This window comes from Streptomyces sp. NBC_00249 (genome assembly GCF_026342355.1).
In the GTDB taxonomy this organism is placed as follows: domain Bacteria; phylum Actinomycetota; class Actinomycetes; order Streptomycetales; family Streptomycetaceae; genus Streptomyces.
Window position 1 is genome coordinate 392,988 of record NZ_JAPEMV010000006.1, and the last position, 15,695, is coordinate 408,682.

13 protein-coding genes and 1 pseudogene are annotated in these 15,695 nt (G+C 73.7%); 7 read left to right on the plus strand and 7 right to left on the minus strand.

Features of this window, described 5'->3' with window-relative positions; translation table 11 throughout:
- Nucleotides 1–73 precede the first annotated feature (73 nt).
- The gene (locus OOK31_RS26595) at nt 74–1,630 is read right to left on the minus strand and encodes an ABC transporter substrate-binding protein (RefSeq protein ID WP_267089870.1); all 1,557 of its coding nucleotides are present in this window, start codon (nt 1,628–1,630) and stop codon (nt 74–76) included.
- Between the two features lie 314 nt (nt 1,631–1,944).
- Here OOK31_RS26595 and OOK31_RS26600 point away from each other — a divergent pair, with 314 nt between their 5' ends.
- The 6 genes from OOK31_RS26600 (at nt 1,945) to OOK31_RS26625 (ending at nt 8,478) form a co-directional block, all read left to right on the plus strand.
- Entirely contained in the window at nt 1,945–2,940 is a 996-nt protein-coding gene (locus OOK31_RS26600) for a TauD/TfdA family dioxygenase (RefSeq protein WP_267089871.1), read from the plus strand.
- Nucleotides 2,941–2,972: 32 nt separating this feature from the next.
- The gene (locus tag OOK31_RS26605) at nt 2,973–3,986 is read left to right on the plus strand and encodes an ornithine cyclodeaminase family protein (protein WP_267089872.1); all 1,014 of its coding nucleotides are present in this window, start codon (nt 2,973–2,975) and stop codon (nt 3,984–3,986) included.
- The gene (locus OOK31_RS26610; protein WP_267089873.1) at nt 3,977–5,347 is read left to right on the plus strand and encodes an alanine racemase; all 1,371 of its coding nucleotides are present in this window, start codon (nt 3,977–3,979) and stop codon (nt 5,345–5,347) included. The genes OOK31_RS26605 and OOK31_RS26610 overlap by 10 nt, the downstream gene beginning before the upstream one ends.
- A gap of 33 nt (nt 5,348–5,380) precedes the next feature.
- On the plus strand, nt 5,381–6,409 hold the full coding sequence (locus OOK31_RS26615) for a cysteine synthase family protein (protein ID WP_267089874.1): 1,029 nt from the start codon (nt 5,381–5,383) through the stop codon (nt 6,407–6,409).
- A gap of 4 nt (nt 6,410–6,413) precedes the next feature.
- Nucleotides 6,414–7,805, plus strand: a complete 1,392-nt coding sequence (locus OOK31_RS26620; RefSeq protein ID WP_267089875.1) for an MATE family efflux transporter — start codon at nt 6,414–6,416, stop codon at nt 7,803–7,805.
- A 79-nt stretch (nt 7,806–7,884) separates the two neighbouring features.
- A complete protein-coding gene (locus tag OOK31_RS26625; RefSeq protein ID WP_267089876.1) occupies nt 7,885–8,478 on the plus strand; it encodes a hypothetical protein in 594 nt (197 codons plus the stop codon).
- Here the strand turns inward: OOK31_RS26625 and OOK31_RS26630 are convergent.
- Nucleotides 8,475–9,269 (minus strand): LysR family substrate-binding domain-containing protein, encoded by a 795-nt coding sequence (locus OOK31_RS26630; RefSeq protein ID WP_267089877.1) that lies wholly within the window; start codon nt 9,267–9,269, stop codon nt 8,475–8,477. The two genes, OOK31_RS26625 and OOK31_RS26630, sit on opposite strands and share 4 nt — an antisense overlap.
- 58 nt (nt 9,270–9,327) lie before the next feature.
- Between OOK31_RS26630 and OOK31_RS26635 the strand changes: the two genes are divergently transcribed.
- Entirely contained in the window at nt 9,328–9,738 is a 411-nt protein-coding gene (locus tag OOK31_RS26635) for a DUF5997 family protein (protein WP_267089878.1), read from the plus strand.
- Nucleotides 9,739–9,984: 246 nt separating this feature from the next.
- Here the strand turns inward: OOK31_RS26635 and OOK31_RS26640 are convergent, their stop codons facing one another.
- The 5 genes and pseudogenes from OOK31_RS26640 to OOK31_RS26660 form a co-directional block, all read right to left on the minus strand.
- Nucleotides 9,985–11,448: an ABC transporter ATP-binding protein gene (locus OOK31_RS26640; protein WP_267089879.1), complete on the minus strand. Its 1,464-nt coding sequence runs from the start codon at nt 11,446–11,448 to the stop codon at nt 9,985–9,987.
- Nucleotides 11,445–12,266, minus strand: coding sequence for an ABC transporter permease (locus OOK31_RS26645; protein ID WP_267089880.1), 822 nt, complete (start codon nt 12,264–12,266; stop codon nt 11,445–11,447). Before OOK31_RS26645 ends, OOK31_RS26640 begins: the two co-directional genes overlap by 4 nt.
- Nucleotides 12,263–13,234, minus strand: coding sequence for an ABC transporter permease (locus OOK31_RS26650; protein ID WP_267089881.1), 972 nt, complete (start codon nt 13,232–13,234; stop codon nt 12,263–12,265). The genes OOK31_RS26645 and OOK31_RS26650 overlap by 4 nt, the downstream gene beginning before the upstream one ends.
- Nucleotides 13,231–14,796, minus strand: coding sequence for an ABC transporter substrate-binding protein (locus OOK31_RS26655; RefSeq protein WP_267089882.1), 1,566 nt, complete (start codon nt 14,794–14,796; stop codon nt 13,231–13,233). The genes OOK31_RS26650 and OOK31_RS26655 overlap by 4 nt, the downstream gene beginning before the upstream one ends.
- Nucleotides 14,793–15,596: pseudogene (locus OOK31_RS26660) on the minus strand (trans-aconitate 2-methyltransferase); the annotation flags it as partial. The pseudogene OOK31_RS26660 and the gene OOK31_RS26655, both read right to left, overlap by 4 nt.
- Nucleotides 15,597–15,695: the final 99 nt, after the last annotated feature.

The window sequence follows — 15,695 nt, forward strand, 5'->3', positions numbered from 1 at the left end:
AGCACGCGGCGCGGCGCGGTGGCCGCCCCCGTCGTGACGGGGGCGGCCACCGCGGGTTCGTGGGCCGTGCGGCTCAACTCAGCCACGCGTTCTCGAGCTGGACGCGCCCGTAGCCGGGCAGGGTGGGCAGGCCCTTGACCTTGGCGGCGGCGAGGTCGATTCCGTCGGCCATGCCCCACAGGAGGTAGCCGGAACGCTCGTGCTGGATCTGCTGCAGCTCCTTGAGGGCCGCCGCGCGCTCCTTCTCGTCCGCGGTGCCGATCGCCTTGCGGTAGGCGGCGTCGAACGCCGGGTCGGCCCAGCCGGCCTCGTTCTGTCCGGCCTCGCCGGCCATCGTCTTGGAGGCGAAGAAGATGACCGAGTCGTTGGTGCCCCAGTAGGTGGTGTAGAAGTCGCCGGTCTTCCAGGTCTTGTCCCAGAAGGCGCCGGATTCCTGCTTGACGACCTCGACCTTGATGCCGGCCTCGCGGGCCTGGTTCGCGAACAGGGTCGCGGACTCGGCGATTCCGGAGATGTCCTCGGTGGTGACGAGGGAGTAGGTCCTGGACAGGTCGAAGTTCGCCTCGGCGAGGAGCTTCTTGGCCTTCTGCAGGTCCCGCCTGCGCTGGGGGACGTCCTTGGCGAAGGCGGGGTCGCCGGTGCCCATGATGTCGTTGGCGACGGTGCCGTAGCCGGACAGGACCTGCTTGACCATGGCGTCGCGGTCGACGACGAGGCGCATCGCCTCGCGCACGCGCGGGTCGGCGAAGGGGCTGCCGGTGGCGGTGCGCATGACGATGGGCATGGCCATGTCGTTGGGGCGGCGCAGGACCTGGATGTCCTTGCGGGTCCCGGCGGTACGGGCCGCGACGGCGCCGGCGTTGGAGGCGACGTCGATCTGCCCGGTGAGGAGGGCGTTGGCCATGGCCTGCGGGGTCTCGAACATGGTGACCTCGACGGCGTCGAGGTGCACGGCGCCGCCGTACCACTTGTCGTTCCTGACGAGGCGGGCGTTGCCGCCCCGGTACCAGTCGAGTGTGAACGGGCCGGTGCCGGGGGCCTTGTCGAGGGCGTTGTCGGGGGTGTCCTTCTTCATGACGAAGGTGGTGAGCCGCGTCAGGAGCGGGAAGTCGGCGTTGGCGTAGTCCGAGACGATGACGACGGTGTCGGCGCCTTCGGCGGTGATGCTCTCCGCGCCCTTGACTCCGGGCAGGCGGGAGGCGCCCGACGGGGTGCCCCGCAGGCGGCGCAGCGACCAGACGACGTCCTCGGCGGTGACCGGGGTGCCGTCGTGGAAGGCCGCACCCTTGGCGATCTTGAACTTCCAGGTCTTCAGGTCGGCCGAGGGCTCCCACGAAGCGGCCAGGCGGGGCACGGTGTTGCTCTTCGCGCCGGGCATGGCGAGGGTGTCGAAGACGAGGGCGATGACCAGGTAGTCGCTCTCGTTGGCCTGGGTGCCGTGGGGGTCGCGGGTGATGGCTCCGGAGCGGCCGAGCGCGCCGACGCGCAGGGTGCCGCCGCTCTTGGGTTTGCCGTCCGCCGGGGCGGGGGCGGCCTTGGTGTCTCCGCTTCCCGAGGAGCAGGCGGCGAGCAGGGCTCCCGCGCCCATCGCTCCGCCGGCCCACAGCACTTGGCGCCTGTTGAAGTCCACGTACGTCCTCGTTCCACTCAGGCAACTGGAGTGATGCTTAGGTTTGCCTACCCTAATGACAACCGTTTCCGCAACTCGCCCACCAGGATGGGATGCATGTCCGAATCTCACCATCGGGTGACCGACTACTAAGGTTTGCCTTACCTTATTTCGGTGCTAGCGTTCGAGTCGTTCGCCGGTTCCGCTGGTCCCACGCCTGGACGCCAACCAGCCCTGAGATCCCGCCAGTTGTCAGCTCCCGCCGCCCCGCCGCACGACGGCGCCGCCCCGGGACCGGTTCCCCCTGCCGTCCGACCGAAACGGATCACTTCGCCATGAGCACGGCTGCCGCACCAGTCCGCCAGCTCGACACCCCCACCGCCGCCGAACTCCGCCGCGCCGCCGAGAAGCTGCTCGCCGAGTTCGGCACCTCCGCCACCAGCCCCGAACTCCTCGCGGCCGTCGCGGAGTCGGCCGAGAGCTTCAGCGACGCGCTGCGCCACCACTGCCGTCCCGTCGACACCGCCGACGGACTCTTCGTCCTGCGCGGCCTCGCCGTCGACGACACGGACACCGGCCCCACGCCCGCCGGCTGGGCCGACGCCGGTGACAGCGGCGCGGTCCACGACCTCGCCCTGCTCCTGCTCGCCACCACGATGGGCAACCCCATCGCCTGGGAGGGCCAGCAGGACGGCCGCTTCGTCCACAACATCGTCCCCGCCCCCGGCCACGAGACGGAGCAGACCGGCGCCAGCAGCACGGTGCTCCTGAGCCCGCACACCGAGGACGCCTTCCACCCCGGCCGCGCCCACCTGCTGATGCTCGCCTGCATGCGCAACCACGACCGCATCGCCACCACCGCCGCGAGCGTACGCAAGGCCGAGCTGGCGCAGGAGGACATCGCGCTCCTGACCCGCCCGGTCCTGCCGATCCTCCCGGACGACGCCTACGACGAGGCCCAGGGCTACGCGAAGGAGGCTCCCCCGGCCGTACCCGCCCTCTTCGCGAGCGAGCAGGGCCTCACCCTGCGCTTCGACCCCGCCTACACCCCGCTCGACACGGCGGACGAGGAGTACCGGGCCGCGTACGGGCGGCTGTCGGCCGAACTGGCCCGCGTCTCGGTCGCCGTGAGCCTGGACCCGGGCGAGGTGCTCGTCGTCGACAACGACCTCGTCGTGCACGGCCGCGTCCCCTTCCGGGCCCGCTACGACGGCACCGACCGCTGGCTCAAGCGCGCCTCCGTACGCGTCCCCGGCCGGCCCACCCGCCCCGCGGCCGAGGCCCGCGAGCACGGCTACGGCCAGAACGCCCTGGAAGCACACCCGAGCTGACCGCCCGTCCCCGTACCCGGAGGAAGACCACCATGACCGACACCGCGTCCGCCCACATACCCGGCGACGACAAGCACCTGCGCATCCTGTCCACCACCGACCTCGCCGGGATCGACATCTCCCTGGCCGACGTGGTGGCCACGGTGGAGGGCGCCTACCGCACCCTCCAGGCCGGCCGGTCCGACAACCCCCGGAAACTGACCGTCAAGCCGCAGGACGGACACTCGGTCTCCTACGCGATGCTCGGCCGCGACGGCTCCCGCGAGGTCGTCGCGATCAAGACCTCCTACAAGCACGGCCTGGACAAGGGCCGCGAGGAGCAGCACTACTACACGTCGCTGACGCTCTACGACGACGTCACCGGCCTGCCCGTCGCGATGATGGACTGCTCCCGCATCGGCTCCCTGCGCACCCCGGCCGTCTCCGCCCTGCTGGCCCGCGAACTGGCCGCGCCCGGCGCCCGCACCGCCCTCGTCATCGGCACCGGAACCCAGGGCCGGCTCGCGCTGCCGTTCCTCCTCACCACCCTCCCGGACCTCGACCGCCTCCTGCTGTCCGGCACCCACCCGGAGGGCATCGCCGCGGTCCGCGAGCAGCTTCGTACGCACTTCCCCGACCGGGACGTGGAGCTCGTCACCGACCTGCGGGCCGCCGCCGCGGACGCCGATGTCATCGTCGCCACCGCCGGCGGCCACACCCCGGCCGCCGTCGAGGCCTCCTGGCTGAAGCCCGGCGCGCTGTCGGTCCTCGTCGGCCACGGGCTGGCGCCCTCCACCCTCCACGAGGCGGACCGCGTCATCGCCACCAGCGAGGCGCAGATGAACGTGACCGGTACGGACATGGCGGACGCCGAGGGCAAACTCCCGGCCGTCGACGCCGAGTTCCCGCCGGTGATCGCGGGCGTGAGCAGCGGCCGTACGGGCGCCGGGGAGCGGATCTTCGCGTACAACAGCGGCCTGGTCGTCACCGACATCGCACTCGGCCACCGCTTCGCCCAGCTCGCCCTCGCGCAGGGCCTGGGCACCGAGGTCGCGCTGTGGCAGTGACCAGCAGCCCCCTGCCCACCCTGCCGGCCGTGCCCGACCCGGCCACCGAACGGATCCTGGCGGGCGGGCTGCTGCCCGAACTGGCCTACGCCTTCGGCGGCCCGTTCCACTTCCTGCTGCCCGAAGCCTTCGACGCCAACCTGCGGGCGATGCGGGACGCCCTCGACGCGGCCGGGGTCGACGGGTTCGTGTACTTCGCGAAGAAGGCCAACAAGGCGGCCGTGTTCGTCGAACGGGCCGCCGCGGGCGGCGCCGGGGTGGACGTGGCCTCCGCGCCCGAACTGCGCGAGGCCCTCGGTCACGGCGTCCGCGGGGAACACCTCGCCGTCACCGGACCGGCCAAGGACCCGGCCCTGCTGCACCTGGCCGTGCAGCACGGGGCACTGATCGCCGTGGACTCCCTCGACGAACTCGACTCCCTCGTCGCCGCCGCCCTCACCGGCCGCGCCCGCCCGGCCCGGGTCCTGCTGCGCTGCCTGCCCGGCACCCAGCCGCACAGCCGTTTCGGGCTCGACGAGCACGAGCTCGACACGGCCCTGGAGCGCTGCGTCCGGGCCGGGGACTCCGTCCGCATGGAGGGGTTCGCCTTCCACCTGTCCGGCTACGCCCTCCAGCCCCGGGCCGATCTCGCGGCCCGGCTGGCCGAACTCTGCCTCAAGGCCCGTGTCCAGGGCCTGGAGGCGAGCCGGATCAGCATCGGCGGCGGCCTGCCGGTCAGTTACACCGACGCCGACAGCTGGCACACCTTCCTCGCCGGGCACCACAGCCGCCACTACCACGCCGGCAAGGCCTTCTCGACAGGGGACTTCTACCCCTACCACTCCCCCGTCGCGGGCGCCGCGGCCCTGGCCGCGCTCCTCGCCACCCGGCCCGCCGGCCGCGGGGAACCGCTCTCCGAGATCCTGCGGGACGCGGGCGTACTGCTGCTCCTGGAACCCGGCCGGGCCCTGCTGCACCAGGCCGGCGCCACGGTCTTCCGGATCCAGGGCGTCAAGGAACGCGCGGGCTACCGGCTCCTGACCGTGGACGGTACGAGCCTGAGCCTGTCCGAACAGTGGTTCAACAGCGAGTACCTGCCCGACCCGGTCCTCCTCCCCCAGGAGCCGGACGGCCCGCAGGGCTCGTACCCGGCGAGCGTCGGGGCGGCCACCTGCCTGGAGTCGGACATGCTCACCTGGCGGAAGGTCGACTTCCGCCACCGCCCCCGCACGGGCGACCTGCTTGTCTACCCCAATACGGCGGGCTACCAGATGGACTCCAACGAGTCCCCGTTCCACGACCTTCCCCTGCCCCCCAAGGTCGTCGTCGACCGCACCGACCGGCCGCGCCCCCGCTGGCGGCTGGACCGCCACTTCAGCTGACCACGCCCGCCCCCTCACCTCCTGGAGTTACCGATGCCCGGAGCCCTTCAGCGCCCCGCCGTGGTCTCCCGCGTATCCGATCTCATCGGCTGCACCCCCCTCCTCGAACTCGCCTCCACCGAGAGCGGCAGCCGTCTGCTGCTGAAGCTGGAGATGTTCAATCCCACCGGCACCGCGAAGATCCGTATGGCCCGGGCCATGATCGATGCGGCCGAGGCCGCCGGCGAGTTGCGCGCAGGCGGCCGGATCATCGAGTCGACCTCCGGGAACACCGGGCTCGGCCTGGCGGTCATCGCCGCCGAACGCGGCTACACCTTCACCGCCGTCGTCGACAACCACGCCTGCGCCGACAAGCTCCGCGGCATGAAGGCGCTGGGCACCGAGCTCGTCCACGTCGTCGACGACGGCGCCGAGGAACTCGCCACGGCCGCCCGCGAGGAGCTCGCCGAGGACATGGCGCGCGGCCAGGACAACACCGTCTTCACCGAGCAGCACAACAACCCGGCCAACGGCGTCGGTTACTTCCCCGTCGCCCACGAACTCCACGAGGCCCTCGACGGAAAGATCGACGTCCTCATCGGCGCCGTCGGCACCGGCGGCGCCCTGTGCGGCACCAGCCGGGAGCTGACCAAGCTGATGTCCGGCTTCACCGTCATAGGCGTCGAACCCAAGGGCTCCATCGCCTTCGGCGGCCCGGCCCACGACTACTACCAGTCCGGCACGGGCACCCCCGAGGGCGCCGAGATCGGCGCCCTCGTCGACTTCGACCTCATCGACGAGGGCGTCAAGGTCGGCGACGTCGAAGCGTTCGCCACCTGCCGCGCCGTCGCCCGCACCGGCCTCCTCATCGGCGGCTCCGCCGGCGGAGTCGTCCACGAGGCCCTCACCCGGCTGTCCACCCTGGCGCCGGGCACGACCATGGTCGCCCTCATCAACGACGGCGGCGAAAAGTACATGGACACCGTCTTCAACGACGACTGGATGCAGGACCGCGACCTCCTCGACGCCGAGGCCGAACGGGAAATCGAAGAGCTGCTCACCAAACTCCGCGGGAACCGATAAGCCCATGCTGAAAACCCTCCTCCGCGACAGCCGCGCCCTCGGCGTCCTCGCCGTCCCCCTCGTCCTCACCCAGCTCGCCCAAGTGGCCCTGACCACCACCGACACGGTGATGATGGGGCTCCTCGGCACCACCGAGCTCGCGGCCGGCGGCCTGGCCATCGTCATCTTCAACCAGCTCCGCACCATGGGCGTCGGCCTGGTCACCTCCGTCGGCAACCAGATAGCCGCCGCGGCGGCCAGGGCCGAGAAGGACGGGGACCACGCGGAGGAGTCACAGCAGGAGGTCCGCTCCATAGTCCGGGCGAGCCTGGCCGTCGCCACGCTCGCCGGACTCGCCGGGGCCCTCCTGATGATCCTCATCGGACAGTCCCTCACCTGGCTCGGCCAGGACGCGGAGGTCGTCGGCCTCACCCGGACCATGCTCTACGCGCTCGCCCCCGGCCTGCTGCCCTGCCTGTGGTTCCAGGCCGTGCGCCAGTTCACCGTCGGCATGCGCCGCCCGCAGGCCCTCCTCCAGATCACCATCGCCTCCGTCGCGGTCAACGCCGGCCTCAACTGGATCCTCATCCACGGCACCTTCGGCCTTCCCCGCCTCGGCCTCACCGGCGTCGGCATCGCCACGTCCAGCGTCCACCTGCTGTCCTTCCTCGCCCTCTACGCCTCCGCGAAGAAGGACAAGGAGCTCGCGCCCCTCCTCACCCCGGACATCACCAAGGCCGACGCCGCCACCGTCAAGCGCCTCATCGGGCTCGGCATCCCCATCGCCGCCACCTACGGCTCCGAGGCCGGCTTCTTCTCCGTCACCGCCCTGATGGCAGGCTCCTTCGGCCCCGACGCGCTCGCCGCCCACACCGCGGTCAACCAGCTCGTCTACATCGTCTTCCAGGTCGCCGTCGGCCTCTCCCACGCGGCCTCCATCAACGTCAGCCGCGAGCTCGCCCTCGGCCGCCACGAAGACGCCCGGCGCCTGAAGAACACCGCCCTGGCCTGCGCCGCAGCCGTCATGGCCGTCGTCGGGGTCCTCTACCTGACGATCCCCGGGCTGATCCTGGCGCCCTTCCTCGACTCCGGTTCCGACCAGGCCCTCACCATCGCCACCCACCTCCTGATCGTCACCGCCTTCCTGCAGTTCTTCGACTGCGCCCAGAACATCGGCGTCGGACTGCTGCGCGGCCTCGACGACACCAAGGGCGGCTTCCGCATCACCCTCGTCGGCTACTGGGCGGTCGGGCTCCCCGCCTCCTGGCTCCTCGCCTACGCCCTCGGCCTGGACACCCTCGGCATCTGGCTCGGCCTGCTCACCGGCCTCGCCACCACCGCCCTGCTCCTGCTGCGCCGCTACGCGCGCTCCCTGGACGGGCACGCCCGCGCGCACCCGGCGGCGGCCACCAGCTGAGACGGGGCCCCGGGTACGGGCCCCCGGTCGCACAATGGGACCAGGGGTCCGGACCGACGCGGCGGGAGGTGCACGGCCGGTGGACGAGCGGGTACGGGACGAGCCGGGTCCCAGGAGACACTGGGCCAGGACGGCACTGGCCGGCATCGAAGCGGCCGAGGAGACCGAGGACGCCCTCGCCCAGGCGCTCGACCCCCACCCGGACGTACAGGCCGAGAACAACGTGCGCCGCGCCCGGGCCGTCCACGCCGCCGCGATGGGCCTGGGCCCGGCCGGCTGCGCGGCCGCCGCCGGAGTCCCGGAGGCGATGCTCGCCAAGTGGCGCGCCCAGGACCCGGCCTTCGACACCGCCCTCACGGCGGCCTCCGCCCTGGCCGGGGCCCACCAGGTGGCCGCACCCGGGAAGGTGAGCGGGCTGGGCCTGCGCCTGCTCCTCCAGGCCGTCGCCCGGGGCGTCCACACCGGGACCGCCGCCACGTACGCCGGTCTGCGCTCCGATCAGCTGCTGCGGCTACGGCGGTCCAATCCGCTGGTCTCCGAGCTGGTCGACGTGGCCCTCCAGCAGGCCCGGGACCGGCGCGGCAGCCGGCGCAGGCCGCGCCGCACGCCCACGTACCGCCTGGTCAGCATCGGCGAACAGCTCCAGCCGCCGCCGGGGGACGACAGGCCCTAGCGGCGGCCGCGGGGCTTGCCGCGTTTGGCGGCCTTGGGGGCGGCCGATCCGGCGCGCCCGCCCTTGCCGCCCGACTTGCCGGCGGCCGGCTTGGCCCCGGACTTGGCGCCGCCCGACTTCGCTCCGGCCTTGCCGCCCGCGTCGGCGCGCCCCCGCGTCTTGGGCTGCGGCGGGGTCGGCGGGCGGCCGCGCGTGCTGTTCACGGTCCGTCCCCGGACGATGCCGATGAACTCCTCCACCAGGTCGGTGGTGCGCTCCTCCGGCCAGGACAGGGCCACCCGGGACTCGGGGCCGTCCGAGAGGGGCCGGTAGGTGAGGTCCTTGCGGTGGTGGAGCCGGGCCAGCGACTGGGGGACGGCGAGGACGCCGATCCCGGCCGCCACCAGCTCGATCGCGTCGGCCGTGGTCTCGGGGCGTTCGAAGGCGGGCCGTCCGGGCAGGGTCTCCCAGCCGAGGACGTCGTCGAGGGGGTGCAGGACGATCTCGTCGGCCAGGTCCTCGGTCGAGACCTCTTCCACGGCGGCCACGACGTGGTCCTTCGGGATGACCACGACGGTCTGCTCGGTGTAGAGCGGGATGGCGCTGAGATCGGCGTCGTCCACGGGCAGCCGTACGAAGCCCGCGTCGGCGCCGCTGCCGCGGAGCAGGCCGTACGCCTCCGCGGCGGGCACTCCCACGAGGGTCAGCGGGACGTCGGGCAGCCGCTCGTTCCAGATCCGCACCCACTTCGTGGGCGTCACTCCCGGGACATAGGCGAGCCTGAACGAAGGGGTTACATCCGAGCCTGTCACCCCGCCAGGTTACCGGTCGTGGTCGGAGGTAGCGCACACGCTCGATACCCTTGACCTCATGACGTCGCACCAGAGCACCCAGACGATGAAGCCCGCGACTGCGGCGAAGAAGCTGGGTGTGTACCTCGAGGCCACCCCCGCAGAGTTCCAGGAGGGTGTCGTCTCGCGCTCCGAGCTGAACGCCCTGCAGACCGACCCGCCCGCGTGGCTGGTGGAGCTGCGGCGCACCGGCCCGCACCCCCGGCCGGTGGTCGCGGCCAAGCTGGGCGTCTCCATCGCCGGTCTCGCGCGCGGCGGGGTCACCGAGGCGCTCACCACCGAGCAGATCGAGGCCCTGAAGCAGGAGAACCCCGAGTGGCTGCAGAAGGAGCGCTCCACCCAGGCTGAGGTCCGCAAGGAGACCGTGCGGATCAAGGAGAAGCAGGCCGAGAAGGCCCAGAAGGACGCACAGCGCGGAGAGGGCAGCTGACGGGTTCCCCCGCTCCGCTCCTCCTGCTCTGACCCACCCGTGCCGAAGGCCGGGCCGGATTCCTCCGGCCCGGCCTTCGGCCGTGCTAGTGCTGTGGCCGGGAAGGTTTGCCGGGTCGCGGTGTCCGGTGCGGTGCCTCGCAAGGCGGAGGGCCACCGCTTGTACGGGACGTACTCGGGTGGTCCGACAACGCGGCGAGGTGCCGTGCCGGGCGCCGTGACACGGTGAACCTTCCCGGCCACAGCACTAGGCGTCCAGGAAGGCCCGGGTGACGGGGTGCCCGGGGGTGGTCAGCAGCTGGTGGGCGGGGCCCTCCTCGACGGTCCGGCCCGCGTCCAGGACGGCGATCCGGTCGGCCAGCGCGGTGGCGGCCTCCAGGTCGTGGGTGATCAGGACCAGGCTGAGGCCGGTGCGTTCCCGCAGGTCCGCGAGGACGTCGAGCAGGGCGGTGCGGGTCCGTGCGTCGAGTCCGGAGGTGATCTCGTCGCAGACCAGCACCCGTGGCCCGGCGGGCAGGGCCCGGGCGAGGGCCGCGCGCTGGAGTTCGCCGCCGGAGAGGCCGTCCGGGCGGCGCAGTGCCTGTGCCTCGGTGAGGCCCAGCCCTGAGAGGGTGCGCAGTGCCTCGCGGCGGGCGTCGGCCGGGTCGGCGCCGCGCAGCCGTACGGCGGTGCGGGCGACCTGGTCCAGTACGGGCCGGTACGGGTCGAAGGCGGCCCGCGCGTCCTGGAACACGTACTGCACGGCGGCCCGTTCCGCGCGGTCGCGCGTGCGCAGGGAGCGCGGCAGGGGCTCCCCGTCGAGCAGGATCCGGCCGTCGTGGGCGCCGTGCAGTCCGGCGAGGCAGCGGCCCAGGGTGGTCTTGCCGCTGCCGGAGCGGCCGAGCAGGGCCAGGCACTCCCCCTGTCCGAGGCTCAGCCCGACACCGCCGAGGACCTCGACGGGGCCGCGCGGGCCGGGGTGGGTGGCCGTCAGCTCCCGGACCTCCAGGCGGACCGGCCCCGGCGGTCGGGCCGGGCGGACCGGGGGCGGCGGCTGTGCGGGGCGGGGGCCGAGGACCGCGGGCGCCGGTCCCCGGTCGACGACGCGGCCGGCGCGCAGGACCACGACCTCGTCGGCCAGCTGCCGCACCACCTCCAGGTCGTGGCTGAGCAGGACGACGGCGATGCCCCGGGCGGCGACGGCGGCCAGCTCCTCGACGACGCCCTGCTTGGTCAGCGGGTCCAGGCCGGTGGTGGGTTCGTCGGCGACGACGACGCGGGCGCCGAGTACGAGGGCCTGCGCGAGGACGACCCGCTGCTGCTGGCCGCCGGACAGCTGGTGGGGGAAGCGGCGCAGGACGACGGCGGGGTCGGGGATCCTGGCCGCGAGCAGCGCCTCCTCGGCGAGCGGGCGGACCTCGCGCCGGTGGCGGGCGCGGCGGGCCGCGAGGCCGAGGAGCAGCGCTCCGGCCCGGCGGGCGGGGTTGAGGGCGGACGCCGGGTGCTGGGGTACGTAGCCCACCGGGCCGCCCGCCGTACGGACGGCGCCCTCGATCCGGGCGCCCGGCGGGTACTCGCCGAGCAGGGCGAGGCCCGTGGTGGTCTTGCCGCTGCCGGAGGGGCCGACGAGGGCGGTGATCCGTCCGGCGTGGGCCTGGAGGCTCACCCCGTCGACGAGGGTGCGCCCGGCGATCTCCACGCGCAGCGCGCGGACTTCGGCGACGAGGCTCATCGGGCGGTTCCCTCCGGGTGCGCCGCGCGGTTTTGCTGTGCGGCGTCGAACAGCAGGTTGGTGCCGGTGGCGAGCGCGGCGACGAGCAGCGCGGGCACCGCCACGGGCCAGGGCTGGAGGAACATGCCGGGGCGGTTGCGGTCGACCATCACGGCCCAGTCGGCGGCGTCCGGCTGTACGCCGACCCCGAGGAAGGCGGCGGTGGCCACCAGGTAGAGGGCGCCGGTGAGCCGGATCCCGGCGTCGGCGGCGAGGGTGCGGCGCATGGCGCGGGCCACGTACCCGACGGCGGTGCGCCACCAGGACTCCCCCTGCATCCGCAGGGCCTCGACGGCGGGCCGGGAGGCGATCTCCACGGCGGCGGCGTGCGTGACCCGGGCGGCTTCCGGTACGGCAGCCATCCCGACGAGGACGGTCAGTCCGGCGGGCCCGGGGGTGAGGGTGGCGGCGACGAGCAGCACCAGCAGCAGGGACGGTACGGCGATGAGCACGTCCAGCGGTCTCATCAGGAGGTCCTGGAGCCACCGGCGCCGGGTGAGGGCGGCGCCGAGGCCGAGCGGGACGGCGAGGAGGTAGGTCAGGGCGGTGGCCGCGAGGGCGACGAGCACCACGGACCGTCCGCCCAGCAGCACCTGCCGCCAGGTGTCCCGGCCGGCGAAGTCGGTGCCGAGCCAGTGCCCGCCCCCGGCGGTGTAGGAGACGGAGCGGGGCCCGGGGGGCCCGGCGAACAGGGGCCCGAGCAGGGCGAGGAGCAGCGGTACGGCGACCAGCGCGAGGCCGGGTGCGTACCGTCGGAGGGGGGCCTTCGGGGGGTTCACGCGGCGGCCTCCGAGCGGGGTGCGAAGCGGCGGGCGACGAGGTCGGCCGCCAGGTTGACCAGGACGGTGACGACCCCGAACACCACCGCCATGCCCTGCACCACGGGCACGTCCCGGGCGGCGACGGCCTCGACGAGCACGGTGCCGAGGCCCGGGACCACGAACAGGGCCTCGACGACGATCACCCCGCTGAGCAGCCAGTCGCAGGTCCGGGCGAGCTGCTGGGTGGCCGGGGCCAGCGCGGCGGGCAGGGCGTGCGCCCAGCGGACGCGGGAGGCGGACAGGCCCAGGCGCCTGGCCTGGGCGGCGTAGGAGGAGGCGGTCGCCTCGATCATCCCGGCGCGGACGAGGCGGCTGATGGTGCACACCGGCCGGGCGAGCAGCACCAGGACCGGCAGGGCCAGCACGGCGGGCTCGGCCAGCGGGTCGGCGCCGAGGGCGGTCGGGGGCAGCCAGCCGAGGCGGAGTCCGAGGAGGGCGGCCAGCAGCACGCCGAGGGCGAATTCGGGGACGGAGTGGACGGCGAGGGTGGCGGCGCTGACGGCCCGGTCGAGGGGTCCGCCCTCGCGGCGGGCGGCGAGCACGCCCAGGGCGACGGAGAGCGGTACGAGCAGGGCGAGGGTGGCGGCCGCCAGGACCAGGGTGGGCCCGAGGGCGGAGGTGAGCCGGGCGGTGACGGGGCCGCCGGTGACCAGGGAGGTGCCGAGGTCGCCGTGGAGCATTCCGGTGGTCCAGTCGAGGAGGCGGGCGCTGGCGGGCCGGTCCAGCCCCATGGTGTCGCGCAGCCGTTCGATGCGTCGCGGGTCGGGCTGGTCCCCGGCGAGGACGACGGCGGCGTCGCCGGGGAGGGCCTCGGTGAGCAGGAAGACGAACAGGACCACGGCCGCCGTCTGCCCGAGGCCCAGGAGCAGACGGCGGCCGGCCCACGGCAGGCGCGGGTTCGGGCGCGGGCGCGGGCGCGGGCTCACGCGAGCCAGACCCGGTCGAAGCGGGCCCAGTCCAGGGTGTTGGCGGGGGCCTTGGCCGAGACCCCGCGCACCTTGGGGGCGGTGGCGACGATCCAGTCGGCGAAGCCCCAGATCAGGAAGCCGCCCTCGTCGTGCAGGCGGCGCTGCATGCGGGCGTAGAGGGCGGTGCGCCGGTCGGTGTCGCGGGTGGACTGGGCCTGCTGGTAGAGGTCGTCGAAGTCCTTGTGCTGCCATTTGGTGGCGTTGGTGGTGGAGCCGGTCAGCAGGCGCTGGGAGATGTGGGACTCGATGGGCATGGCGCCGGAGCGGTAGGAGGCGAAGGTGCCGGCGTTCAGGATGTCCTTCCAGTAGGTGTCCTTGTCGCCGACCTTGATGTCGACGGTGACGCCGGCCTTCGCGGCCTGTTCCTTGAAGATCCCGGCGGCCTCGACGAATCCGGTGGCGGCGGGGGCCGTGTCGAGGGTGACCTTGAGGCCCTCGGCTCCGGCCTCCTTGAGCAGGGCGCGGGCCCGGTCGAGGTCCTGGGTGCGCTGCGGGAGGTCGGCGGGGTAGTACTGGCAGCCTTTGCCGAAGAGGTCGTTGCCGACGGTGCCCGCGCCGGAGAGGGCTCCGTCGACGAGTTCGCGGCGGTCGGCGATGAGGAGGAAGGCGCGGCGGACCCGGGGGTCGTCGAAGGGCGGGCGGTCCGTCTTCATCACGAAGCCCTGCATCGCGCTGCCGGGGAGGCGGACGACGTCGATGCGGCCGCGGCCCTCGTGGGTGCGGGCGGTGGCCGGGTTCAGTTCGTGGGCGTACTCGGCCTGCCCGCCGAGCAGGGCGTTCACCCGCGCCGACTCCTCGGCGGCGATGACGAATTCGAGGGTGTCCAGGTGGGGGGCGCCGTCCCAGTAGGTGTCGTTGCGCCGGACGACGAGGGAGCTGCCGGGGGTGAAGGACACGAAGCGGAAGGGGCCGGATCCGACGGGCCGTTCGAAGGAGGTGGTGTCCTCGGGCACGATGTACGCGCCGAAGGCGGCGAGGACGTTGGGGAATTCGGCGTAGGGCCGCTTGAGCCTGAACTCGACGGTCCGGGCGTCGATCGCGCGGCTGGCGTCGAGGTCGACGGGCTCCAGGGAGGCCTTGGCGCGGAAGGCGGCCTTGGGGTCGGCGATCCTGCGGTAGCTGTGGAGGACGTCCTCGGCGGTGACGGGCCTGCCGTCGTGGAACGCGGCCTCGCGCAGGGTGACCCGCCAGGTGCCGAGGGACTCGTCCGGCTCCCACCGCTCGGCGAGCCGGGGTACGGCGGCGAGGTCGTCGCCGAAGTCGGCGAGCTTGTCGAAGAGGGCCTTGGCGCGGGCGGCGTCGACGAACAGGTTCGCGGCGTGCGGGTCGAGGGTCTCGGCCGCGCCGCCGCCCGCGAAGGCGGCGCGCAGCCGGCCGCCGGGCTTCGGGGCGCCGTCGGCGGGGCGCTTCGCGTCCGGGGTGGTGGCGCCGGGGGCGCAGGCGGCGGTGAGGGCGAGGGCTCCGGCGCCGGTGGCGGCGAGGAAGCCCCTGCGGGCGAGGGGGAGGCGGGCGTCGTTCATGGGGTGGTGTCTCCGTTGCCGGTGTGGTGCGTGAGGCGGGCGATGAGGTGCAGGCGGTCGGAACTCGCGGTCGGGCGCGGTGCGTCGCCCTCCTGCCAGGGCGGTTCGGTGCGGGGGCCGGGGCGGTCGTGGAGGGAGAGGACCTCGAAGCCGGCGGTGGTCAGGAAATAGCGCAGTTCCTGCGGGAAGAGCAGCCGCCAGGCGGAGTGCTGCTCCTGCGCGGGGGCGCCGTCGGAGGAGGTCCAGGTCCTGCGGCGGCGCAGCAGCTGCGCGCCGTGGTCGACGGACAGGGTGGTGCGGGAGGTGTAGGTGGTGCCGTCGCGGGTGAAGGAGGCGGTGCGGGGGCCGTCGAGGAGGTCGGTGGCGCCGAGGAAGTACGCCCCGTTGCGCATCTCGGCGACGAGCAGCCCGCCCGGGGTGAGGTGGGCGCGGCAGCGGGCGAGGAAGGCGGCGAGGTCGTCGTTGGTGTGGCAGTACAGCAGGGCGCTGTCCAGGCAGACGATCGCGTCGAAGGCCGTCGCGAGGGCGAAGTCCCGCATGTCGGCGAGGTGGTAGCGGGGGCCGGGGTGGCGGGCGGCGGCGTGGGCGAGCATGGCGGGGGAGGTGTCGATGCCGGTGACGTGGCGGCCGGCCCGGTGGTGCAGCCAGGCCGCGTCCCGGCCGGTGCCGCAGCCGACGTCGAGGACGCGGGGTCCGGCGCCGTGGCGCAGCAGGGTGTCCTCGGTCCAGCGGGCCGCGAGGTGGCCGGGGTCGGGGAAGCGCTCCTCGTAGAGCTCGGGGTGGTCGGTGAGGAGGTTGCCGTCGGGGGGTGGGGGCGTCGGGTGGGGGTCGTCGGATCGGGGGTCATGGGGTCGGGGGTCATGGGGTCGGGGGTCATGGGGTCGGGGGTCATGGGGCCG